This is a genomic window from Kluyvera intermedia (genome assembly GCF_034424175.1).
Taxonomy (GTDB): domain Bacteria; phylum Pseudomonadota; class Gammaproteobacteria; order Enterobacterales; family Enterobacteriaceae; genus Kluyvera; species Kluyvera intermedia.
Map to the genome: position 1 here is coordinate 413,078 of NZ_CP139986.1, position 24,689 is coordinate 437,766.

At 53.7% G+C, this 24,689-nt stretch carries 19 protein-coding genes; 9 read left to right on the forward strand and 10 right to left on the reverse strand.

Annotation, left to right across the window (positions count from 1 at the left end; all coding sequences use genetic code 11):
• Positions 1-193 precede the first annotated feature (193 nt).
• The 3 genes from glpE to U0026_RS01895 all read left to right on the forward strand — a co-directional run bounded on the left by glpE (position 194) and on the right by U0026_RS01895 (position 2,257).
• Positions 194-523 (forward strand): thiosulfate sulfurtransferase GlpE, encoded by a 330-nt coding sequence (gene glpE / locus U0026_RS01885; RefSeq protein WP_062775623.1) that lies wholly within the window; start codon positions 194-196, stop codon positions 521-523.
• 127 nt (positions 524-650) lie between these two features.
• Entirely contained in the window at positions 651-1,481 is an 831-nt protein-coding gene (gene glpG / locus U0026_RS01890) for a rhomboid family intramembrane serine protease GlpG (protein WP_062775624.1), read from the forward strand.
• Between the two features lie 17 nt (positions 1,482-1,498).
• Complete coding sequence (locus U0026_RS01895) at positions 1,499-2,257, forward strand: DeoR/GlpR family transcriptional regulator (protein ID WP_062775627.1); 759 nt, start codon at positions 1,499-1,501, stop codon at positions 2,255-2,257.
• A 77-nt stretch (positions 2,258-2,334) separates the two neighbouring features.
• On the opposite strand, the gene U0026_RS01900 is transcribed toward U0026_RS01895, so the two are convergent.
• Together U0026_RS01900 and malT are read right to left on the reverse strand one after the other, a co-directional pair.
• The gene (locus U0026_RS01900) at positions 2,335-3,702 is read right to left on the reverse strand and encodes a glycoside-pentoside-hexuronide (GPH):cation symporter (protein WP_062775629.1); all 1,368 of its coding nucleotides are present in this window, start codon (positions 3,700-3,702) and stop codon (positions 2,335-2,337) included.
• A 178-nt stretch (positions 3,703-3,880) separates the two neighbouring features.
• Positions 3,881-6,586, reverse strand: coding sequence for an HTH-type transcriptional regulator MalT (gene malT, locus U0026_RS01905; protein WP_062775631.1), 2,706 nt, complete (start codon positions 6,584-6,586; stop codon positions 3,881-3,883).
• 621 nt (positions 6,587-7,207) lie between these two features.
• On the opposite strand from malT, the gene malP reads away from it, so the two are divergent.
• Both malP and malQ read left to right on the forward strand, forming a co-directional pair.
• A complete protein-coding gene (gene malP / locus U0026_RS01910) occupies positions 7,208-9,598 on the forward strand; it encodes a maltodextrin phosphorylase (protein ID WP_062775633.1) in 2,391 nt (796 codons plus the stop codon).
• A 9-nt stretch (positions 9,599-9,607) separates the two neighbouring features.
• Entirely contained in the window at positions 9,608-11,692 is a 2,085-nt protein-coding gene (malQ, locus tag U0026_RS01915) for a 4-alpha-glucanotransferase (protein WP_062775635.1), read from the forward strand.
• A 54-nt stretch (positions 11,693-11,746) separates the two neighbouring features.
• On the opposite strand, the gene gntT is transcribed toward malQ, so the two are convergent.
• The 3 genes from gntT to gntX all read right to left on the reverse strand — a co-directional run bounded on the left by gntT (position 11,747) and on the right by gntX (position 14,815).
• The gene (gene gntT / locus U0026_RS01920; protein ID WP_062775637.1) at positions 11,747-13,063 is read right to left on the reverse strand and encodes a gluconate transporter; all 1,317 of its coding nucleotides are present in this window, start codon (positions 13,061-13,063) and stop codon (positions 11,747-11,749) included.
• A gap of 443 nt (positions 13,064-13,506) precedes the next feature.
• Positions 13,507-14,082 (reverse strand): Fe-S biogenesis protein NfuA, encoded by a 576-nt coding sequence (gene nfuA / locus U0026_RS01925; RefSeq protein ID WP_062775638.1) that lies wholly within the window; start codon positions 14,080-14,082, stop codon positions 13,507-13,509.
• A gap of 58 nt (positions 14,083-14,140) precedes the next feature.
• Positions 14,141-14,815, reverse strand: coding sequence for a DNA utilization protein GntX (gntX, locus tag U0026_RS01930; protein ID WP_073971132.1), 675 nt, complete (start codon positions 14,813-14,815; stop codon positions 14,141-14,143).
• A gap of 37 nt (positions 14,816-14,852) precedes the next feature.
• On the opposite strand from gntX, the gene bioH reads away from it, so the two are divergent.
• Together bioH and U0026_RS01940 are read left to right on the forward strand one after the other, a co-directional pair.
• Complete coding sequence (gene bioH / locus U0026_RS01935) at positions 14,853-15,629, forward strand: pimeloyl-ACP methyl ester esterase BioH (protein ID WP_062775640.1); 777 nt, start codon at positions 14,853-14,855, stop codon at positions 15,627-15,629.
• 116 nt (positions 15,630-15,745) lie between these two features.
• Complete coding sequence (locus tag U0026_RS01940) at positions 15,746-16,015, forward strand: YdgH/BhsA/McbA-like domain containing protein (RefSeq protein WP_062775642.1); 270 nt, start codon at positions 15,746-15,748, stop codon at positions 16,013-16,015.
• A 46-nt stretch (positions 16,016-16,061) separates the two neighbouring features.
• Here the strand turns inward: U0026_RS01940 and feoC are convergent, their stop codons facing one another.
• The 5 genes from feoC to greB form a co-directional block, all read right to left on the reverse strand.
• Positions 16,062-16,298, reverse strand: a complete 237-nt coding sequence (feoC, locus tag U0026_RS01945; protein WP_062775643.1) for a [Fe-S]-dependent transcriptional repressor FeoC — start codon at positions 16,296-16,298, stop codon at positions 16,062-16,064.
• A 9-nt stretch (positions 16,299-16,307) separates the two neighbouring features.
• Complete coding sequence (feoB, locus tag U0026_RS01950; RefSeq protein ID WP_062775644.1) at positions 16,308-18,626, reverse strand: Fe(2+) transporter permease subunit FeoB; 2,319 nt, start codon at positions 18,624-18,626, stop codon at positions 16,308-16,310.
• A 28-nt stretch (positions 18,627-18,654) separates the two neighbouring features.
• Positions 18,655-18,882, reverse strand: coding sequence for a ferrous iron transporter A (gene feoA / locus U0026_RS01955; RefSeq protein WP_062775646.1), 228 nt, complete (start codon positions 18,880-18,882; stop codon positions 18,655-18,657).
• Positions 18,883-19,440: 558 nt separating this feature from the next.
• Positions 19,441-21,777: a Tex family protein gene (locus tag U0026_RS01960; RefSeq protein WP_062775648.1), complete on the reverse strand. Its 2,337-nt coding sequence runs from the start codon at positions 21,775-21,777 to the stop codon at positions 19,441-19,443.
• A 98-nt stretch (positions 21,778-21,875) separates the two neighbouring features.
• Entirely contained in the window at positions 21,876-22,349 is a 474-nt protein-coding gene (greB, locus tag U0026_RS01965) for a transcription elongation factor GreB (protein ID WP_062775650.1), read from the reverse strand.
• Positions 22,350-22,580: 231 nt separating this feature from the next.
• Between greB and ompR the strand changes: the two genes are divergently transcribed.
• Together ompR and envZ are read left to right on the forward strand one after the other, a co-directional pair.
• Entirely contained in the window at positions 22,581-23,300 is a 720-nt protein-coding gene (gene ompR, locus U0026_RS01970) for an osmolarity response regulator transcription factor OmpR (RefSeq protein ID WP_001157751.1), read from the forward strand.
• The gene (gene envZ, locus U0026_RS01975; RefSeq protein ID WP_062775652.1) at positions 23,297-24,649 is read left to right on the forward strand and encodes a two-component system sensor histidine kinase EnvZ; all 1,353 of its coding nucleotides are present in this window, start codon (positions 23,297-23,299) and stop codon (positions 24,647-24,649) included. Before ompR ends, envZ begins: the two co-directional genes overlap by 4 nt.
• Positions 24,650-24,689 lie beyond the last annotated feature (40 nt).

Here is a 24,689-nt window from a genome sequence, read left to right on the forward strand (position 1 = left end):
CCTCAGGGACTTTCGTTATAGCTCATTAATGCTCGATAACGCTCATAATAGCAAGCAATCGCGCTTTTGGTAACATAGAAAAAACAATTTAGAGTGATGTGCATAACATATTGGCGTTTACGTGGCCTGAAGACGTACACTTGGCGGTAAAATATCGTCTGTAAGACACCTGCCATAACGATAAGAGAGCACCATGGATCAGTTTGAATGTATTAACGTAGAACAGGCGCATCAGAAGCTGCAGCAAAGCTCCGCGGTACTGGTGGATATTCGTGACCCGCAAAGCTATGCCGTTGGGCACACGCCGGGCGCGTTTCATCTGACCAACGACACACTGGGTGCGTTTATGCGCGATAACGATTTTGAAACGCCAGTGATGGTGATGTGCTATCACGGCAACAGCAGTAAAGGTGCGGCACAGTACCTGCTGCAACAGGGTTATGACCGGGTTTATAGCGTGGATGGAGGCTTTGATGCCTGGCATCGCCACTTCCCGGCTGAAGTTGAACACGCGACCTTTTAACGCTGAGGCATCATCTTGCCCCTGAAACCGCCTCGTTGTGGGCGGTGTTTACGCGCTGATGCAACATATCCGTAAGGGTTTCAGTATATACTGTCCTCTTTTGTGTGGAATATGAGCGACCTGCTGTATGTTGATGATCACCTCTTTTACTAACCCTCGCGTGGCTCAAGCCTTTGTGGATTACATGGCGACGCAGGGCGTTATTCTGACAATCCAGCAGCATGAGCGCAGCGATGTCTGGCTTTCTGACGCTTCGCAGGAGACGCGCGTTCGCGAAGAACTGGAACGTTTCCTCGCCAATCCTGCCGACCCGCGCTATTTAGCCGCCAGCTGGCAATCCGGGCAGACCAACAGCGGTCTGCACTATCGTCGCTTTCCCTTCCTGGAAACCTTAAAAGCGGGCGCAGGCCCGGTGACGATAAGCGTGATGGCCGCGTGTATTCTGGTGTTTATCCTGATGAGCGTCATCGGCGATCAGCCGGTGATGTTGCTGCTGGCCTGGCCGTACGATGATTCTCTGAAATTTGAGGTCTGGCGCTACTTTACCCACGCTTTAATGCATTTCTCCTTCGTCCATATCCTCTTCAACCTGCTATGGTGGTGGTATCTCGGTGGCGCAGTAGAGAAGCGAATTGGCAGCGGTAAGCTGGTGGTCATCACGCTTATCAGTGCGTTACTCAGCGGCTTTATTCAGCACCAGTTCAGCGGCCCGTGGTTTGGCGGATTGTCCGGCGTCGTTTATGCATTAATGGGCTATGCCTGGCTTCGCGGCGAGCGTGACCCGCAAAGCGGCATCTTCCTGCCGCGTGGGCTGATTATCTTTTCGCTAATCTGGCTGGTGGCCGGATGGTTTGATGTATTAGGCATGTCGATTGCGAACGGCGCGCATGTCACCGGGCTGGTGATTGGTCTGGCAATGGCCTTCGTCGATACGCACAATGTGCGAAAACGAGCATAATTTTCCAGGGATTTATCATGAAACAAACACAACGTCATGACGCGATAATCGAGCTGGTAAAACTGCAGGGTTATGTCAGCACGGAAGAGCTGGTGGAGCATTTCTCGGTGAGCCCGCAGACGATTCGTCGTGATTTGAACGACCTTGCCGAACAGAAAAAAATTCTGCGCCATCACGGCGGCGCGGCGCTGCCGTCCAGCGCGGTGAATACTCCCTGGCACGATCGTAAGGCGACGCAGACTGCTGAGAAAGAACGCATCGCGCACAAGGTTGCCAGCCAGATCCCCAATGGCTCTGCGTTGTTTATTGATATCGGCACCACCCCTGAAGCCGTTGCACACGCATTACTCAATCACAGCGACCTGCGGATCGTCACCAATAACCTCAACGTGGCTAACACGCTGATGGTCAAAGAGGACTTCCGTATTATCCTCGCGGGTGGTGAACTGCGAAGCCGCGATGGCGGCATTATTGGCGAGGCCACGCTGGACTTTATTTCCCAGTTCCGCCTGGACTACGGCATTCTGGGGATCAGCGGTATTGATAGCGATGGTTCGCTGCTGGAGTTTGATTATCATGAAGTTCGTACCAAGCGGGCGATTATTGACAACTCCCGGCACGTTATCCTGGTGGTCGACCATTCGAAGTTTGGTCGTAATGCGATGGTGAACATGGGCAGCATTAGCATGGTTGATGCAGTCTATACCGACGTTTTACCACCGCCGGGCGTCATGCAGGTGATTGCCGAAAACGAAGTGCAGCTGGAGCTGTGCTAAACGTAGCCCGGACGAGGCGTGTTAATGCCGACTCCGGGGAATTCCCGGCGGCGCTACGCTTGGCCGGGCTACCCTGTTTATGACATCTGCTGCTGGAATTTCCCTTCGCTCAGATCGGCCACGATACCGTTCATACGATCTTCGGTCAGCCGGTAATAGCGGATAGAAACTGCGGTAATCAGGTAGAAGATAGCCGGCAGTACCGTAAACAGGATTAACACCCCACGGATAGCTTCCGCTGATTGCTGCTCGACGCCCGCCTGGTAGCCGTAGAAAGCTAATCCCCAACCGGTTAATGCGCCGCCAATCGCCACGCCCAATTTAATAATGAAGATATTCGCTGCGACGTTCATTCCGGTAATACGCCGCTGGGTTTTCCATTCGCCGTAATTATTCGCATCGGTGATCATCGACCATTGCAACGGCGCGTTAATACCCTGCAAAATATTCAGGATAATATGCACGATAAACGCCGGAATCCAATAATTTGCGGGCAGTACCAGGAATGCCAAACCCAATAAAGCGCTGAGGATATTTATCCATACCGAGGCGCGAATTTTACACATCCTTGAGCCGAGTTGTTTAGCCGCCAGACTACCCACTACAGCGGCAACGGTGGTGGCCAGCATAAACAGAGAAATAATATTGCTGCCTTGATTAAGGATATATTGAACGAAATAGACCAGCAGACTGCCGCGTACCACTACGCCACACAGCATCGCGAGGTTGTATATTGACAGTATCCGCCACTGATCGTTTTTCATCAAAATACGCACATCGCGTAAAATGTTCAGGTTTTCTTCTTTGACCGGCGTAATACGCTCGCGAGTGGTCATAAAGCAAATCAGGAACATGACACAACCGATAGCACCAAAAATCCCCATCGCCCACTGCATCCCGCTCGCTCTATCGCCCGGTGCGATAAGGTCTGCAAGTGGCAGGATAAGCGCGGTACCCATTGCCCCACCAATCGGTGCGACGGCAAAGCGCCAGGATTGCAGCGACAGGTTTTCTTTCGGGTCGGCGGTAATGGCTGCACCTAAAGAGCAGTAAGGGATATTAATCGCCGTGTACATGAGAGTCATAAATATATAGGCGACAACTGCATAAACAATTTTACCGGTTTGTTCGAAGTTAGGCGTCGAATAAACCAATACACAGCTGACGGCAAACGGTACGCAAATGATTAATAACCAGGGACGGAAACGCCCCCAGCGGCTTTTGGTCTGATCGGCAATCGCACCCATAATCGGGTCGGTAATGGCATCCAGAACCCTAACGACTAAAAATAATGTCCCCATAACTGCCGGGGGTAAACCATAGATGTTCGTATAAAAATAGGCCAGGATGGCCACAGAGGAGTCGAAGACGATATGGCTTGCGGCATCGCCCAAACCAAAACCAAACTTCTCTTTATTACTGATTCTTGCGGTTAATGCCGACATAGGGTCACCTTTTTATTATTACGTGCCAACATACGACATCATTTATAAAAGGTGGCCTTAAGGCTGAGTATTCTAATTTTTCGCTTTACGGTTACGTTAATTCTCTATTGTGACGTAGCTATCTCTTTGTGCTGCGGTGTAGGCATTGCCTGATGAGCGTAGCGCCATCAGGCAGAAGTTAAACGCCGTAGCCCATCATCTTCAGCAGGTTCTGCGCATGCAGCACCGCATCCTGGCGATGTGCCACGCCAAGTTTCTGATAGAGATTACGAATATGGGTTTTGATGGTGGTTGCCGCCACGTCCAGTTCACCGGCAATCTGCTCGTTGCTGTAGCCTGAATAGATAAGTCCCAACACCTGCCACTCGCGTTGAGTGAGCGGGCTGGTGCGGATAAGCTCCGGCACTTCCGGGTGGTTAAGCAGACGCTCAACGAAGCTTTCATCAAAGTGGGCGAACTTGTGACGATGATGCTGGTTAATCTCACGCAGAATGCGTTGGGCACGGTGCTGATCGAGCTCCGGCAGCGTATTGAGCTGGATGAGCTGGCGCAGCTGTTGCGCCATGGCTTCGCCTTCAATCACAAAGTGGCTGATAAATCCGGTACGGTTCGCTAGCTGTAGCGCTTCGAGCAGAACACGCTGGGCTTGATTTTTATTACCCGACTGCCAATAGAGCTGGTTTAGCAGCAGCAGGTTACGGTTGAGATCGCTCATCAGGCGCAGAGAGCGAGCGTTTTCGTTCAGCTCCTCAAGCACCATCTCAGCGGAATCAAACTCACCGAGTAAAATCTGTACCCGCGCAATGTTGCGCCATTGGCCTTGCAGGAAATGGTTATTGGCAAATTCTGGCTTCGGCGTATGACGCAGCCAGTTGGCGGCCGATTTTTTATCGCCGACCATCTGCCAGTAAATCACCCGGACTTTATCAGCGTTGGAGACCCAATCGCTGTGGTATGCGCCGTTACCCAGTAAATTTTCCAGACGGTTCAGGTGATTGCGGGCGTTATCTAAATCACCGCGTGCTAACGAACACTGAACCAATAAGCTCAAACACTGAAGCTGCTGCTGCGGCTGGAAGGTTCGTAGCACTTCAATACCGGTACGCGCGGCGGTTTCGGCTTCGTCCAGACGCGCCCACGCCCACAGCAGCTGTGAGCGAATGCGCAGTAAGAATTCGTGCATCGGCAGCTGTTCAAGATGCTGCTCGTGGATCAACTGGAAGCCTTTTTCCTGGCACTCCCAGGCGGCTTGCAGGAAGCCCTGAGCAAAGAGAATCTCGCTTTGCTGGATAAGGCTCCACAGTGCGTAGTGCCAGATATCATGGCGACGGGCCATCTGTTCCGTCTGTTGCATGACGGCGATGGATTGCCCCAGCAACCCTTTACAGTGCAGCACTTCACCATGAACTGAGGTCGCGACGATACGGCTGTAGAAATTCGCCAGCGGCAGCTCTTCGAGCGCCACGTTGGACAGCCTTTCGGCTTCATCCTGATCGCCGTCGTTAATGGCAACCTGTGCACGCAGCGCGTTGAAATCACCGTGCAAAGAGGCGTCCATTTCTGACGTCATCTCTTGTTCGGCGCGAGCCAGCAGGGTGTTCACTTCGCTGTAACGGTGCTGGCTTTGCATCAGCCATGCCTGCAATAGCACCAGACGCGGGTTTTCCAGCAGACTTTCCCACGGCAGCGCGGAAAGCGACTCTTCAAGTAGCGCCAGTTCGCTGTGGTGGAACAATCCCCAGGCGTGATTTAACAAGATATCGCGCAGCATTTTGGGATCGCCGGCTGCCAGCGCGTGATGAATGGCTTCGCTTGGGAAACCTTGCGCCATCCAGCTTTCCGCCGCTGCACGGTGAATATTCGGCAGTTCGGCCGCCAGTTCCCACTGGCAGCGCTGGCGCAGGAAACTGCAAAACAGCGGGTGGTAGTTAAACCATTCGCCGGAGTTGTCCATTCGCTGAATAAACAGCCCCTGACGCTCAATCTCTTCCAGCCGCATCTGGCCGTTTTCTTCACCGGTCACGCGGGCGATGAGTGAGTCATTCATGGAGCGCAGCAGGGAGCTTTTTAGCAGGAAATTGCGCGTCTCCTGGTCGACGTTATCGAGAACTTCATCAACCAGATAGTCAGATAAATGGCTAGCATTAATGCCCGCCAGACGACGCGCAGAGTGCTGAGTAGCGTTATTGCGCTGACGTGCGGATAAGGCAATCAGCTGCAACGCGGTGGCCCAGCCTGCGACATCATCACAAAGACGGCTGCTTTCCGCCGCTTCAATCGGCGACGCTAAGCGGCAGTCAAAAAATTGTTTGGTTTCGGCGTGCGTAAAGGAGAGCTGTTGGCTGCCCACTTCAAGGAGTTGATCGCGCACACGAAGGTTAGCGATGCCTAATTGCGGCAGATTGCGCGACAGCACAACCAGCGTCAGATTTTCCGGCTGATGGCGCAGGAAGAAACGCATCGCATCGTGGATAACCGGGTTGGTTATCAGGTGGTAATCATCGATGACTAAAAAGAGTGGGCGCTGCCATTCGCTGAGTTCAATGAAAAGCTGCGAGAAAAGCGAACTCAGGCCCGCGTATTGGCGTTTTTGCACCATATTTTCGCTGGCTTCACAATGACCCCCCGTCGCCTGTTGAATCGCGGCGATAAGGTAGCTGGCAAAACGCTCTTGCTGGTTATCGCCCTCATCAAGCGAGTACCAACCAAGATCTTTCATCCCTGCCGCCCATTGTGACACGAGCGTTGTTTTTCCATAGCCAGCCGGACTGGTTATCAGCGCCAGACGATAATTGTTCGCGCCGGAAAGTTTCGCCAATAGCCTCTCGCGAACAACGGTGTGCTCGAGACGGATTGGTCGACTTAGTTTTGACGGAATCAACATAGCTAATCACTTCACTGTGAGGATTGAGAAATGGGATTTTTTCGCGCTTCGTAATTAATCCATACAAAGGTCGGTCAAATGGCTATGTATTGCAAGTTATGTCCTGTTTGGATGCTTGCGAATTTGCTATATGTCACAATTCTATCTATTTAATACCATCCTCGTAGAAAGTCTGTCAGCACGCGGAAATTCAGGTTTTCGTAACTGCTTGTCGTGGCGGGTGAAATCAATTTTTGCGACTGCTACTAATAGAATGCATAAGAACATACGGTACCTAAGGTAATTTCCGTAGAAACAATACGTATTAATTTGTTGCTTATTTTAGCGACGTAATAGTTTCCTTATTTGCATATATATTGCAAAACACGATTTCATTTTATGAGCGGACACGAAGATCTTTCTGACTCAATCCTGGACACTGGTTCCGCTTTTCGGGGGTGATGATGTTGATTGAAAAATACACAAATTCATCCTTGACGGTTCGCGTTATAGTGTCGTTGATCACACTTTTCGCTCATCCCTGCGACTCCTCCCCGGCTAATCCGGGACAGGAGGAGGAAGTCGCGCAATCAGCCCGGCACACTAGCGCTAATGTTTATGTAAAAAGGATTCTAATTCGCTATGTCACAGCCTACTTTCAATCACGATTCATTCCAGGCTGCCCTGACGCGTCAGTGGCAGCGATTTGGCCTACAGGCCGCATCCGAAATGACGTCTCACCAGTGGTGGCAGGCTGTGAGCGGCGCGCTGGCGGAACAACTTTCCGCACAGCCGGTAGCAAAACCAGCAAAAAACCAGCGTCATGTGAACTATATCTCCATGGAGTTCCTGATCGGTCGCCTGACCGGTAACAACCTGCTTAACCTCGGCTGGTATGAAGGTGTTAGCGAGACGCTCAAAGGCTACAACATTAATCTGACCGACCTGCTGGAAGAAGAGACTGACCCGGCGCTGGGTAACGGCGGTTTGGGTCGTTTGGCAGCTTGCTTCCTCGACTCAATGGCTACTGTCGGTCAGTCAGCAACGGGCTACGGTCTTAACTATCAGTATGGCCTGTTCCGTCAGTCCTTTGACGACGGTCACCAGATGGAAGCGCCGGACGACTGGAAGCGCGGCAGCTACCCGTGGTTCCGCCATAACGCGGCGCTGGATGTGCAGGTCGGCATCGGCGGTAAAGTAGTGAAAGGGGAATGGCAACCGGCCTTTACCATTACCGGTGAAGCCTGGGATCTGCCGGTGCTCGGCTACCGTAACGGCGTGGCGCAGCCGCTGCGTTTGTGGCAGGCCACGCATGCGCATCCGTTTAACCTGACCAAATTCAACGACGGCGACTTCCTGCGTGCAGAACAGCAGGGTATCGACGCCGAAAAACTGACCAAAGTGCTCTACCCGAACGACAACCACACGGCGGGTAAGAAACTGCGTCTGATGCAGCAGTATTTCCAGTGCGCGTGCTCCGTGGCTGACATTCTTCGTCGCCACCATCTGGCAGGCCGTAAACTGCATGAACTGGCTGACTTCGAAGTTATTCAATTAAACGATACCCACCCGACCATCGCCATTCCTGAGCTGTTGCGCGTGCTGATTGATGAGCACCAGCTGAGCTGGGATGATGCCTGGGCTATCACCAGTAAAACCTTCGCCTACACCAACCACACCCTGATGCCAGAAGCGCTGGAGTGCTGGGATGAGAAGCTGGTGAAAGCGCTGCTGCCGCGTCACATGCAGATAATCAAAGAGATTAACGACCGCTTTAAGAAACTGGTCGATAAAACCTGGCCGGGCGATGAAGCCGTCTGGGCGAAGCTGGCGGTGGTGCATAACAAACAGGTACGCATGGCGAACATGTGTGTGGTGAGCGGCTTTGCGGTCAACGGTGTTGCTGCGCTGCACTCGGATTTAGTGGTGAAGGATCTGTTCCCGGAATATCACCAGCTTTGGCCGAACAAATTCCATAACGTCACTAACGGCATCACGCCGCGCCGCTGGATCAAACAGTGCAACCCGGCGCTTGCCGCACTGCTGGATAAAACGCTGAAGAAAGAGTGGGCGAACGATCTAGACCAGCTGATCAATCTCGAAAAATACGCCGACGACGCCAAATTCCGTCAGAAGTATCGCGATATCAAGCTGGCGAACAAGCAACGTCTGGTCAGCTTTATCAAAGCGCGTACCGGTATTGAAATTACCACTGACGCTATTTTTGATATTCAGATCAAGCGTCTGCACGAATACAAACGTCAGCACCTGAACCTGCTGCACATTGTGGCGCTCTATAAAGAGATTCGTGAAAACCCACAGGCTGACCGCGTACCGCGCGTATTCCTGTTTGGTGCGAAAGCCGCGCCGGGCTACTACCTGGCGAAGAACATTATCTTTGCTATCAACAAAGTCGCTGAGGTTATCAATAACGATCCTGCGGTTGGCGATAAGCTGAAAGTGGTGTTCTTGCCGGATTACTGCGTGTCGGCCGCCGAGATGCTGATCCCGGCCGCTGATGTTTCTGAGCAGATTTCTACCGCCGGTAAAGAGGCCTCCGGTACTGGCAACATGAAGCTGGCACTGAACGGTGCGCTGACCGTGGGTACGCTGGACGGCGCGAACGTCGAAATCGCCGAGCAGGTGGGTGACGAGAATATCTTCATCTTCGGTCATACCGTTGAACAGGTGAAAGATATTAAGGCCAAAGGTTACGATCCGCTGAAATGGCGTAAAGCTGACAAGCAACTGGACGCCGTGTTGAAAGAGCTGGAAAGCGGGAAGTACAGCGACGGCGACAAGCATGCGTTCGACCAGATGCTGCACAGCATTGGCAAACAGGGCGGTGACCCGTACCTGGTGCTGGCTGACTTTGCCGCCTATGTAGAAGCGCAAAAGCAGGTTGATGTGCTGTACCGCGACCAGGAAGCCTGGACCCGTGCCGCTATCCTGAATACCGCGCGCTGCGGCATGTTCAGCTCCGATCGCTCTATCTGCGATTATCAGAAACGTATTTGGCAGGCAAAACGCTAAGGACAGGCCATGGAAAGCAAACGCCTCGATAATGCCGCGCTAGCGGCGGGTATTAGCCCAAATTACATCAATGCCCACGGTAAGCCGCAGTCTATCGGCGCCGACACCAAACGGCGTTTGCTTGACGCTATGAACCACGGAGTCGCCACGTCCGTGGCGGCTACGCCAGTACCTAACGTGATGGTCTGGACATACGGTAAGAAAATGGCGCTGCCGGTGGACGGCAAAGGTGAGTTTAGCTGGATCCTCACTACCGAAGAGGGCAAGCAGCATCAGGGGCAGGTGGCGGGCGGGAAGAGCCTCAGCCTGCCGACTCGTCTGTCGGAAGGGTATCACTCGTTAACGTTGACTCAGAATGATGAGCGCTGGCACTGCCGGGTGATTATCGCGCCTGAGCGCTGTTATGAGCCGCAGCCGCTGAAAGAGGCAAAAAAGCTGTGGGGAGCTTGTGTTCAGCTTTACACCCTGCGCTCGGAGAAAAACTGGGGCATCGGTGATTTTGGTGACCTGAAAGTGATGCTGCCGGAAGTGGCCAAGCGCGGCGGCGCGTTTATCGGCCTCAACCCGATTCACGCGCTCTACCCGGCGAACCCGGAAAGCGCCAGCCCGTACAGCCCGTCTTCGCGCCGTTGGATGAACGTTATCTATATCGACGTCAATGCGGTAGACGACTTCGCCAAAAGCGAAGAGGCGCAGGCGTGGTGGAAACAGCCCGCGACGCAGCAGAAACTGAAAGCCGCGCGTGACGTGGCACAAGTGGACTACACGGCGGTCACTGAGCTGAAAATGACGGCGCTGCGCCTGGCGTGGAAACGCTTTGCCAAACGCAATGATGAGCTGATGACGGCTTTCCGCTACTTTGTCGATAAAGAAGGCGAGAGTCTCTACTGGCAGGCGGCGTTTGATGCGCTGCATGCTCATCAGGTGAAAGAAGATCCGATGCGCTGGGGCTGGCCAGCCTGGCCGAAGGCGTATCAGACGATTGAAAGCCCGGAAGTTAAGGCCTTTTGCCAAAAACATGTCGATGAAGTGGATTTCTACCTCTGGATACAGTGGCTGGCGTATACCCAATTTGCCGACTGCTGGGAAACCAGTCAGCGCGACAATATGCCGATTGGCCTCTACCGCGATCTGGCGGTGGGCGTGGCGGAAGGGGGAGCGGAAACCTGGTGTGATCGTGAACTCTACTGTCTGAAAGCCTCCGTCGGTGCGCCACCGGATATCCTCGGGCCGTTGGGGCAAAACTGGGGGCTGCCGCCGATGGATCCGCATATCATCGCCGCGCGGGCCTATGAACCGTTTATCGAACTGCTGCGCGCGAACATGAAAAACTGCGGTGCGCTGCGTATCGACCATGTGATGTCCGTATTGCGTCTATGGTGGATCCCGTACGGCGAAACGGCTGACCACGGTGCTTACGTGCAGTACCCGGTGGATGCACTGCTGTCGATTCTGGCGCTGGAAAGCAAACGTCACAATTGCATGGTGATAGGTGAAGATCTGGGGACGGTGCCGGTTGAGATCGTCAGCAAGCTCCGCAAAAGCGGCGTCTACTCGTACAAAGTGCTCTATTTTGAAAGCGATCATGAGAAGACTTTCCGCGCGCCGAAGGCATATCCGGAACAGTCGATGGCGGTTGCCACCACTCACGACCTGCCGACGCTGCGCGGTTACTGGGAAAGCGGTGACCTGACGCTGGGTAATGAGCTGGGCCTGTATCCTGACGCTGATGTCCTGCGTGGGTTGTATCAGGATCGCGAACTCGCCAAGCAGGGGCTGCTGGATGCGTTACACAAATACGGCACGCTGCCAAAACGTGCGGGGCATAAGGCATCGCTGATGTCGATGACCGATACCCTCAGCCGTGGTATGCAGCGCTATATTGCCGACAGTAACAGTGCGCTGCTGGGGTTACAGCCGGAAGATTGGTTGCAGATGGCGGCACCAGTGAATATTCCGGGCACCAGTACCGAATATCCAAACTGGCGGCGTAAGCTTTCCACTTCGCTGGAGGCGATGTTTGCCGATGATGGGGTGAATAAGCTGATTAAAGATTTGGATAAGCGCCGCAAAGCCGCGAGCAAGAAGAAGTAACCCATAAAAAATGCCGGGGCAAGCCCGGCATTTTTGTATCGAGAGTTCGTGGTGTTACACCACCATCCCCAGCAGTAAACAACCCACCAGACCACATACCGAGATAATGGTTTCCAGCATCGACCAGGACTTGATGGTCTCGCCGATTGTCAGGTTGAAGTACTCTTTGAACAGCCAGAAGCCTGGGTCGTTCACGTGGGAGAAGATAACGGAGCCGGAACCGACTGCGATAACCATCAGTTCTGGGCTGACGCCAGTGGTGGCAATCAGCGGTGCCGCGATACCGCCTGCGGTAATGGCCGCAACGGTTGCAGAACCCAGCGCAATACGCAGAACGGCGGCAATAGACCAGGCCATAAACAGCGGAGAGACATTGGATTCGTGCATGATAGAGGCGATGTATTTGTCGACGCCGCTATCAACCAGAACCTGTTTGAACGCACCGCCACCACCGATAATCAGCAGCATCATCGCGATGATCTTAATGGAAGAGATCAGCGTGTCGTTGATGTCGTCCATTGAACGGCCACGGTTCAGACCGAAGGTGAAGATAGCAATCAGTACTGCAATCAGCGTCGCCATCACCGGGTCACCGAAGAACTCAGCGGCAGGCAGCAGGGCGTGACCTTTTGGCAGCACCATTTCAGCCACGGCGCGCAGCGCCATCAGGATAACCGGAACCAGAGAAGTCCAGACGCTCACGCCGAAGGATGGCATTTCAGCATCGGTGAAGGTTTTTGGGTTGTGCAGACCTTCAGGAATCGGTTTGTCGATACCTTTCAGGCAGCGTGCGTAAACCGGGCCCGCCAGGATAACGGTTGGGATTGCCAGCAGCGTGCCGTACAGCAGAGTTTTACCCATATCCGCATGGAAGATGGTCGCAATCGCAGTTGGACCTGGGTGCGGTGGCAGGAAACCGTGGGTCACGGACAGTGCCGCAGCCATTGGCACACCGACGTACAGCAGCGGAATACGTGCGTTAGCGGCGATGGTGAAGACCAGCGGCAGCAACAGGACGAAACCTACTTCATAGAACAACGCAAAGCCGACGGTGAAACCGGTCAGAACAACGGCCCACTGGATATGCTTGCGACCAAATTTTTCAATAAGGGTGGTGGCGATACGCTGCGCACCGCCGCAGTCTGCCAGCATTTTACCGAGCATGGCGCCAAAGCCCATGATCAGCGCCAGGCTGCCAAGGGTGCCGCCGACGCCGTTTTTAATGGAGACGATAACTTTGTCCAGGGGCATGCCCTGCATCAATCCGACGGCGAGTGCCACCAGAACCAGTGCGATGAAGCCGTTCATTTTGAAACGGATCATCAGCAGTAATAAGAGGATAACCCCGATTGCTACGATGATTAATGGCATAATTTTTCCAGCCTTTAATTTGTTATGGGTAACGTCACTGTTGTTGCGACAACTTCCAATTGTCCCTACAGAGGGAATAGGTACTGATTTCTTCACACCATCGTCATGTTGTATGACCCAGACAAAGAGTAGCTGGCTATTTATTTAACACGATGGTGTATAGCGGGATGATACGGGTAACATGCGGGTCTTGAGAATATCCCCGTGTGTACAAATGTTAATTATGCGACGGTAGTCAAATTATTGGCTGGGGTTTTGCAGATTTACGGAAAGTGAAAAGTGAGAAGTGTTGCGCGGTAACATGGGGATTGGAGATGGAAACTCCCGGCGGCGCTACGCTTGGCCGGGCTACATATGACTACCCTGGGATCGTCGTAAACGTTTCGCCCGGGCTACCGCAATTGTAGCCCGGCCAAGCGTAGCGCCGCCGGGGCAATGCAAACTCAATAGTAAGAGTGTTCGCCGCGCTGGTGTTCCGTGAGATCGCGCACGCCTTTCAGTTCCGGGAACTCAGCCAGCAGCTGCTTCTCGATACCGTCTTTCAAGGTAACGTCGATCATAGAGCAGCCGTTACAGCCGCCGCCAAATTGCAGAATGGCATAACCATCGTCGGTGATTTCCATCAGCGACACGCGGCCACCGTGGCCTGCCAGCTGCGGGTTAACCTGCGCTTGCAGCATGTACTCAACGCGTTCCATCAGCGGCGCATCGTCGGTCACTTTACGCATTTTGGCGTTTGGTGCTTTCAGCGTCAGCTGGGAACCCAACTGGTCGGTGACGAAATCAATTTCCGCATCTTCCAGATACGGCGCGCTCAGCTCATCGACATAGGCGGTGAGTTGTTCAAATTTCAATTCGGTATCACTTGCTTCCACCGCATCCGGCGGGCAATAAGAAACGCCGCATTCTGCATTAGGCGTACCAGGGTTGATCACGAATACACGGATCTGAGTCCCTTCTTCCTGATTAAGCAGAAGTTTGGCAAAGTGCGCTTGCGCAGTATCGGAAATACGGATCATAGCTTTGACCTAATAGTTGACTACTTTAGTTGGTTATAATACGCCCATCGCTGGGGGTCTACAAGGTGCGACAAAGACACCATACCTGAACGCTGGCCGCGCCATTTCGCAAAAGCAGGCGGCAAATCTCGGCGACGGTGCTGCCCGTCGTGACCACATCATCCACAACAACCATATGGCGACCCTCCACCGGCAATTCAAGCCGGAAAGCATTTTTCAGGTTGTGTTTGCGAAGCCTTGCGCTCAACTGGTGCTGGGTGGCGGTAGGGCGTATACGCGTGATGGCTTGGGGGTGATAGTCTGTGGACAACCATTTTGCCAGCGCCTGACAAAGTAGCTCGCTCTGGTTATAGCCCCGCCGCCAGTGGCGTCGCTGCCATAGCGGCACGCTAATGAGTTGCTCGGGCGCAGGCAGCCCGGTGTGTTGACGAACGGCCAGCAATAGCAGGCGTGAAAGTGCCGGGGCGAGCTCCGCTTTACCATTGAACTTGAAGTGATGAATCATCTGACTAAGCGGTGGGAGGTAGTCACTAATGGCGACCAGCCTTTGCCACGGCGGCGGTTTTTGCAGGCAACGTCCGCAAGGCAAACGCGTTGTTGCCGCGGGTAAACCGCACTGCGGGCAAACGCACATCTTGCTAAATAGCGTCGTCGAACAGCGTGAGCAAATTCCCCACGCGGGTATCCCCAGCGGCATTTTACATAGCCAGCATAAGCCGTGGACTGTTAGCATTATCTCTCCTTGAAGCGAAAAATGAGAACAATAGCGGATGAAAGACATCTGGTGGCAAACCACAGGCGAAGGAGATTGTCATCTTGTGCTGCTGCACGGATGGGGGCTGAATGCACAGGTCTGGGATTGCATTACGCTGGAACTCAGCGCGCATTTTACCGTGCATCTGGTAGACCTGCCGGGCTATGGTCGCAGCGTCGGATTCGGTGCGCTGTCGCTTGAAGAGATGGCGGAGCAGGTGTTGATGCATGCGCCTCAAAAAGCTATCTGGCTTGGCTGGAGCCTGGGCGGGCTGGTGGCAAGCCAGGTCGCATTGCAGCATGCTAATCGTGTACAGGCACTCGTCACGGTGGCATCTTCACCTTGCTTTAGCGCTCATGAAGATTGGCCGGGGATTAAACCGGAAGTGCTGAGCGGTTTTCAGCAGCAACTGAGTGAGGATTTCCAGCGTACCGTCGAACGTTTCCTCGCCTTACAAACGCTGGGTACCGAAAGCGCGCGACAAGATGCACGTGCGCTGAAGAAAACGGTGTTGTCGTTGCCGATGCCTTCCACGGAAGTGCTCAACGGTGGGCTGGAAATTTTGAAAACCGCCGACCTGCGCCAGTCGCTGACCACTTTACCGATGCCATTCCTGCGCCTGTACGGGCGTCTTGACGGTCTGGTGCCGCGTAAAATTGTGCCGATGCTGGATGCGCTGTGGCCCATGAGTGAATCTGTGGTATTTGATAAGGCCGCCCATGCGCCGTTTATCTCGCATCCACAGGCCTTCTGCGAGCCGTTGATCGCGTTGAAAATGCAGTTAAATAAATAATTTCATTGGGACGTGGAAAAAAAAAGTTTCCCGGCAATACTTAGGTTGTTGCGGTGGGTGACTATGTCGCCTGGATGCCGCGATCATAAAAACAACACTTATGGAGAGTAGAAGCTATGAAATTTATTACAGGTATTGTTGCATCTCTGGTGATTGGCTCCCTGTCGTTTGGTGTGTTTGCGGCTCAGGAGATTACGAAAGAAGAAGCGGCTAAGCAGAATTTGACCAAAGTCGGCAATATCACCACGTCAAAAACCACGTCGCCAAGTGATGCTAAAGCTGATTTATCCAAGAAGGCCGATGAGCTGGGCGGGAAATACTACGTGATCATCGCCGGTGAGAAAAACGAGCGAAACGTTCACGGTAACGCAGACGTTTATAAATAGTATCGAACATTTTCTCCCCGGCGCTTCGTGACGCCGGGGAGAAGTTTCAGCGCAATGCCCACCACTGACGTAAGCAGGCTTTTCCTTCCGGGCAGCTTTTACAACTGCCGGTCAGGCAACCATCTGGTTCTTCGTTAATCTTTACCACTTTTCCCATCGCCTCCAGGCGGCCTAACATGGCGTCGACCAGCGCCCGTGGCGTATGCAGTTGGGCGCTGAGCTGTGAGGCTTCCATGCGTCCTTGCAGTGCCAACATATCGCGTACTTCGATCAATGACGCCATTATTGCCTCCTAGTGGCAATCGCCAGACGGGCTAGCACAACATGAAGTTGGCGTTTTACGCGTCGCCAGCAGGGAAACCTCCACGCGACTACGAGCGCGGCGCAACAGGCCAAGCAGCACGACGTTGAACAGGATCACCGCCAGAATACACACCAGGCTGTAGCGCGGATGTTGGCTAAAGCTGACGGTCTGGTAGTACAGCGTGGAGAGCGAATAGGCGATGTTCAAACCCCAGAGAATAGAGAATGTCATCCAGCCACGGCTCGACTCGCGGGCAATTGCCCCCATCACCGAAATGCAAGGCACGTACAGCAGCACGAAAATCAGGTAGCTGTATGCGGCGGCTGCGCTGCCGAACTTACTGCTCATTACGCCCATGGCCCCGGTCTCCATCACGCCATCGCCTTTACTGGCTTCGATTGGGTTTGCCAGTACGCTCAGGCTGAAGGTGTCTTTCAGGCCCTGCCAGGTTTCGTCTGCTGCACCTAACAGTTCTTCGCCAAGGTTGAATTCCTGTGGGTTAAACGCCTCATTCTGGATGTTTTCAGCGGTGTAGAGGGTGTTCAGGGTACCCACAACCACCTCTTTCGCCATCGCCCCGGTAAACAGGCCGACGGTCGCCTGCCAGTTATCCTCATGCACGCCAATCGGTTTAAACACCGGCGTAATCGCCCGGCTGACGGAAGCCAGCGCGGAGTCGTTGATGTTGTCGACAATTTTACCGCTGAACGAGAAGCTGTTCAGGGCGCTGAGGAAGATGCTGACGATAACGATAACTTTACCCGCGCGAAGCACGAAGCCTTTCAGGCGTTGCCAGGTCTGGATAATCAGGCTCTTCACGTGCGGCACGTGGTATACCGGCAGCTCCATCACGAACGGCGAAGCTTCACCGCGCATAATGGTGTATTTGAGCATCAGGCCGGTCAGGATAGCGATAGCGATACCCAGCACGTACAGCGAGAATACGACCAATGCGCCGCCCTGACCGAAGAAGGCTGCGGCGAAGACGGCGAAAATCGCCAGGCGTGCGCCACAGGACATAAACGGCGCCATCATGATGGTCATCAGACGTTCACGCGGTGCATCCAGCGTACGGGCACCCATCACCGACGGGACGTTGCAGCCAAAGCCGACAATCAGCGGAACGAAGGATTTGCCCGGCAGACCCAGAGACTGCATCAGGCGGTCCATGACGAATGCCGCGCGCGCCATGTAGCCTGAGTCTTCCAGGAAGGACAGGAACAGGTACATCATGCCGATCTGCGGCACTAAAGGCAGCACGGTGTTAATACCGCCGCCGATCCCTTGGGCCAGGAACACGGTCAGCCAGTCAGGGAAGTGCAAGGTGTAGCCAATCCACTGAATGCCGTGGATAAAGAGGGCGACCGAGCCGCCGTCAAAGATCGGTTGCAGGGCGCCGCCGATGTTGATGGCCAGCAAGAACATCAGATACATGACGAACAGAAACACCGGTAATCCCAGCACGCGATTAAGAACAATTTTGTCCAAAGCAGCGGTAAAACGGCTTGGCTCAGCGGTCAGCGTATTACTGACGGCATCGCAGATGGCGGCAATGCTCTGATAACGTGCATCGGCAATATGCAGCGCCGGATCGTCGAGTTCTTCACTCAGATTGGCGAGTGAGATATCCAGTTTATGTGCGGCGTCGCCCGCATAGGCGCGGCTATAAATATCGCCTTCCAGCATCTGCAAACCCAGCCACTGGCGTTGACGCTCTGGGATATCCTGCGCCATCTCACGCGCCAGATTATCGGCTTCGCGCAGCAGCGGTTTCGGGTAGTGAACCAGTTCCAGTGGGGTATTCGCTTGATGGCGGTCAATGGCCATTTTCAAGGCTTCAATACCGCGGCCACGGGTTGAAACCAGCGGTACGACCGGACAGCCCAGTCGGGCGGAGAGGGCATCAACGTCGATGCGGATTTGTTGCTTTTCGGCAATATCCAGCATGTTCAGCGCCACGACGCAGGGAATACCCAGTTCAAGCAATTGCAGTGTCAGGTAGAGGTTGCGCTCCAGGTTGGAGGCGTCGACCACGTTAATCAGCAGGTCAGCATCACCGCTGAGAATGTAGTGGCAGGCAATTTGTTCATCCAGCGAGGTCTGCGAGGAGATGGTGGTGAGCGAATAGGTGCCTGGCAGGTCGACCAGAGTGACCTGATGGTCGGTGGTTGAGAAAGCCCCTTCTTTGCGTTCAACCGTCACCCCGGCCCAGTTACCCACGCGCTGACGCGCACCGGTTAACTGATTAAATAGGGTGGTCTTGCCGGAATTAGGATTGCCAATTAAACCAATGGTTATTTTTTTCATATTTCAGACTCTTAGTACCGGGCTGGAGTTATTGTGCAACGATTTCTAATTCAATGAGCGCGAGATCTTTTTTACGCAGCACGAGGCTAACGCGACGGGTTTCGATATGAATAGGATCGCCAAGAGGCGCTACGCGGACGACGTTAAATGATGAACCCGGCAGCATCCCCAGAGACAGCAGTTTCTGACGATAAGCGGGGCTAATTTCGCGGGAGAAACCGACAATCTTCCACGCAGTATCAGGTGTAAATTGCATATAACCTACTTGTGTATCGCTAGCTGAATAGAGGGGATACCACGTGCGCTGCGGGCAGCTGCAGGGATATCGTCAACAGATAAAGAATAATGACCTACTGCAAATAATGATAATGAGAATGGTTTCTATCATCAATACATAACATGCGATAGATAGGGAATTTGGCGAGAAATTGCACTTTTTTTGATATGACTCAAGCAAGTCATTGTAGCGGTAAATGAATTAAATATTCATTACGTCACTTAATGTTTAATTAAGGTTTCATTGGTTAATAAAATAAAACACTTTAAGACTGAATATGACAATTGGATAATAAAATAACTTGGTGTCGTTTGGCTGCATCAGCAATTGCCTGGGAGCAATGTAAATTCACAGATGGAGGCCCGGGCTTGTGAATATTCCCGGCGGCGCTGCGCTTGGCCGGGCTACATGTGGTGCGTATTCCCGGCGGCGCTGTGCTCGGGCGCGCTACCTGGTGTAGGCCGGATAAGGCGTTTACGCCGCCATCCGGCAATTTGCATCACCTGATGGTGCTGCGCTTATCGGGCCTACAAAGGGTTAGCGTTTTTTGCCCATGGCGGCGGCGAGTGCGTCCATCATGGCGCTGTTACCGCCAGACTGAGCTTCACGACCACGCGGTTTAGCGGCTTTTGCTGCCGGGCGATTATTGCCCTGGCTGCGTTCGTTGCCGCCAGCACTGCGACGGGCATTGGTTTCGCCCGGCTGTTCGTCCAGACGCATGGTCAGCGCGATGCGCTTACGTTGCAGGTCGACTTCCAGCACCTTCACTTTGACGATATCGCCCGCTTTTACCACGGTGTGAGGATCTTCAACGAACTTATCCGCCAGCGATGAAATGTGTACCAAACCATCCTGATGCACGCCGATATCAACAAACGCCCCAAAATTGGTGACGTTAGTCACCGCGCCTTCCAAAACCATACCCGGTAGCAGGTCATTCATGGTTTCAACGCCGTCGGCGAACTTCGCGGTTTTAAACTCAGGGCGTGGATCGCGGCCCGGTTTTTCCAGCTCTTTGATGATGTCGGTGACGGTTGGCACGCCAAAACGCTCGTCGGTAAACTCGGAGGCTTTCAGACCACGCAGCTCGTTGCTGTTGCCCATCAGGTCTTTTAGTGCCTGCTGGGTCGCGGCCAGAATGCGTTCGACAACAGGATAGGCTTCCGGGTGTACGGTCGAGGCATCCAGCGGGTTATCGCCGTGGTTGATGCGCAAGAAGCCCGCGCACTGCTCAAAGGCTTTCGGCCCCAGACGACTGACTTTCAACAGTTGCTGACGGTTCTGGAACTGACCGTTCTCATCACGCCAGGCGACAATGTTCTGCGCCATCATGCGGGTTAAGCCCGCCACGCGAGTGAGCAACGGTACGGAGGCGGTATTGAGGTCTACGCCCACGGCGTTCACACAGTCTTCTACCACTGCGTCCAGCTTGCGCGCCAGCTGAGTCTGGCTGACGTCGTGCTGATACTGGCCAACACCGATTGATTTCGGATCGATTTTCACCAATTCCGCCAGCGGATCCTGTAAACGACGAGCGATAGATACCGCGCCACGCAGGGAAACGTCGAGGTCTGGGAACTCCAGCGCTGCCAGCTCGGAGGCGGAATAGACGGACGCGCCCGCTTCGCTGACGATCACCTTCTGAGCGGTTACTTTCGGGAACTGTTGCTGCACATCGAGGAAGAAGCGTTCGGTTTCGCGTGAAGCTGTACCGTTACCGATAGCCACCAGTTCAACGTTGTGCTTTTCACACAGCGCCGCCACGGCTACCGCGGCCTTCGCAGCCTGACCGGTATGCGGATAAATTGTATCGGTGGCGACCAGTTTGCCGGTGCCATCCACAACCGCGACTTTAACGCCAGTACGCAGACCTGGGTCGAGTCCCATGGTTGCGCGCAGGCCAGCCGGTGCCGCCATCAGCAGGTCGTGCATATTGCGGGCGAAAACGTTAATCGCTTCATTTTCCGCGCGCTCGCGCACGGTGCCCATCAACTCGGTTTCAAGATGCATCAGCACTTTGATGCGCCACGTCCAACTGATAACCGCTTTACGCCAGCTATCCGCCGGGGCGTTGTTCAGACGCAGGCCGAGGTGATCGATAATAATCTGTTCGCAGTAGCTCTCTTTAGGCGGCTCGTCGAACTGTGGATCGGCGTTTAACGCCAGTTGCAGCACACCTTCATTACGCCCACGGAACATTGCCAACGCGCGGTGAGAAGGGGTGGTAGAAATCGGTTCGTGATGGTCGAAGTAGTCGCGGAATTTTGCGCCTTCCTCTTCTTTGCCGCTGACCACGGTGGCAACCAGATGGGCATTTTTCCACAGGTAGTCACGCACTTTTGCCAGCAGCGCCGCGTCTTCAGCGAAACGCTCCATCAGGATATAACGGGCGCCGTCGAGGGCGGCTTTGGTGTCGGCGATACCTTTATCGGCATCGATATACTTCGCGGCTTCTGTTTCCGGCGTGTGGGACGGCGTGGTCCACAGCAGATCGGCCAGCGGTTCCAGACCGGCTTCAATCGCAATCTGTCCGCGCGTGCGGCGTTTTTGTTTGTAAGGCAGATAGAGATCTTCGAGTTCGGTTTTGTTCAGCGTACCGTTGATGGCTTTTGCCAGCTCATCGGTCAGCTTGCCTTGCTCGCCGATCGATTTCAGGATGGTCTGACGACGATCTTCCAGCTCACGCAAATACCCCAGTCGGGTTTCCAGATTACGCAGTTGCGTATCATCCAGACCGCCTGTGACTTCCTTACGATAACGTGCGATAAACGGCACGGTGTTCCCTTCATCAAGCAGGCGAACGGCGGATTCCACCTGTTCTGCTCTGGCCTGAAGTTCACCCGCAATAATGCGGCAGAGCGAATCATTCAACATGGCTTGGTTTCACTGTTAGGTCATAAAATCAGGGGACAGTTATACGGACTGACCGGCAAAAATGCCAGTCGTCAGCGGGGGCTTCGGAATGTTCCGGCTCATTTCACGTAGTCAATTTCGTTGACGTACCAGCTCGCTTCACCGGCAGGGGTGTTGACTACGGCGAGGTCGCCCACCTCTTTTTTCAGCAGCGCGCGGGCCATTGGCGAGTCGATAGAGATGTAATCCTTGCGACCAAAAATTTCATCGTAACCGACGATGCGAAAACGCTTGGTTTCGCCGTCGTCGTTTTCAATTTCAACCCATGCGCCGAAAAAGACTTTGCCTTCCTGCTGAGGTGAATAATCAACAATCCTCAGATTCTCAAGGCATTTGGTTAAATAGCGCACGCGGCGATCGATTTCTCTTAGGCGTTTTTTATTATATTGGTAGTCCGCATTTTCACTGCGATCGCCGAGGCTGGCGGCCCAGGTCACCTTTTTGGTGACTTCCGGACGCTCTTCACGCCAAAGATAATCCATCTCTTTTTTGAGCTTTTCGTACCCTTCACGGGTGATCAACTGTGTTTTCATCTTTTAGTGCTTACCTGGCTGCCGAGTAATCAATGCGCACAATACGTATTACGCCAGCATACCGACAGAATAAATAATGTGTACTAAGATTCATTGTATACTTAACTTCCTGTTAAATATGCTTTGTAACAATTTAGCCTGGAATATATACCAGATTTTGCTGGTCGTACGTTCAGGCTTTTTTGAGAATACGTACTAATTAATTGTTGCGAACCTTTGGGAGTAAAAACAATGCAAGAGAATTATAAGATTCTGGTTGTGGATGACGACATGCGCCTGCGCGCGCTGCTGGAGCGTTACCTGACCGAGCAGGGCTTCCAGGTTCGAAGTGTCGCGAATGCCGAACAGATGGACAGATTGCTGACACGTGAGTCTTTCCATCTGATGGTGCTCGATTTAATGCTGCCTGGCGAAGATGGTTTGTCTATTTGCCGCCGCCTGCGTAGCCAAAGCAACCCGATGCCAATCATCATGGTGACGGCGAAAGGGGAAGAAGTTGACCGTATCGTCGGCCTGGAAATTGGTGCTGATGACTACATTCCGAAACCGTTCAACCCGCGTGAACTGCTGGCTCGTATCCGTGCGGTGCTGCGTCGTCAGGCGAACGAGTTGCCGGGCGCGCCTTCTCAGGAAGAGGCAGTGATTGCCTTTGGTAAGTTCAAGCTGAACCTGGGTACCCGCGAAATGTTCCGTGAAGATGAGCCTATGCCACTGACCAGCGGTGAGTTTGCTGTTCTGAAAGCATTGGTGAGTCATCCACGTGAGCCGCTGTCTCGTGACAAGCTGATGAACCTGGCGCGCGGTCGCGAGTACTCGGCGATGGAACGTTCCATCGACGTACAGATCTCACGTCTGCGTCGCATGGTAGAAGAAGATCCGGCTCACCCACGCTACATTCAGACCGTTTGGGGTCTGGGCTATGTATTTGTGCCGGACGGTTCTAAAGCATGAGGCGATTGCGCTTCTCGCCACGAAGTTCGTTTGCCCGCACGCTGTTATTGATTGTCACCCTGCTGTTTGTCAGCCTGGTGACAACCTACCTCGTTGTGCTGAACTTTGCGATTTTGCCAAGCCTGCAGCAGTTTAATAAGGTTTTAGCTTACGAAGTTCGTATGCTGATGACCGATAAACTGCAACTGGAAGACGGGACGCAGCTAGTCGTTCCGCCGGCATTTCGCCGCGAGATTTATCGTGAGCTCGGTATCTCACTGTATTCCGATGAGGCCGCAGAGGAAGCGGGGCTTCGTTGGGCGCAGCATTATGAGTTCTTAAGTCAACAGATGGCCCAGCAGCTCGGTGGGCCGACTGAAGTTCGCGTTGAAGTGAACAAAAGCTCCCCGGTGGTCTGGTTGAAGACCTGGCTTTCACCCAATATCTGGGTGCGCGTGCCGCTGACCGAAATCCATCAGGGCGACTTCTCTCCACTCTTCCGTTACACCCTGGCGATTATGTTGCTGGCGATAGGCGGCGCATGGCTGTTTATCCGCATTCAGAACCGACCCTTAGTCGATCTCGAACATGCCGCGCTTCAGGTCGGGAAAGGTATTATTCCACCGCCGCTACGTGAATACGGTGCGTCGGAGGTGCGCTCGGTGACCCGTGCCTTTAACCATATGGCCGCAGGCGTAAAGCAGTTATCTGACGATCGCACATTGCTTATGGCCGGGGTCAGCCACGACTTGCGTACGCCGCTGACGCGTATCCGTCTGGCGACCGAAATGATGAGCGAACAAGATGGTTACCTTGCCGAATCAATTAATAAAGATATTGAAGAGTGCAACGCCATCATCGAACAGTTCATTGACTACCTGCGTACCGGTCAGGAGATGCCGCTGGAGTTTATCGATCTCAACAGTGTGCTCGGCGAGGTGATTGCGGCAGAGAGCGGCTATGAGCGTGAAATTCAAACCGATCTGCTGGAAGACGACATCCCGGTGCGCGTGCATCCGCTGTCCATCAAGCGTGCGCTCGCCAATATGGTGGTGAACGCTGCGCGTTACGGTAATGGCTGGATTAAAGTCAGTAGCGGTCGTGAAGCCCATCGCGCCTGGTTCCAGGTGGAAGATGACGGCCCGGGCATCAAGCCTGAACAGCGTAAGCATCTGTTCCAGCCGTTTGTACGTGGTGACAGTGCCCGTACTATTAGCGGAACAGGGCTGGGGCTGGCGATTGTGCAGCGTATTATTGATAACCATAACGGGCTGCTGGAGTTGGATACCAGTGAACGCGGTGGGTTGTTGATTCGCGCCTGGCTACCGGTACCGGTAAGCCGAGTGCAGGGGCCGACGAAAGAGAGCTAATAAAAAACCGCTGGGGAGACCCGGCGGTTTTTGCTTTTAT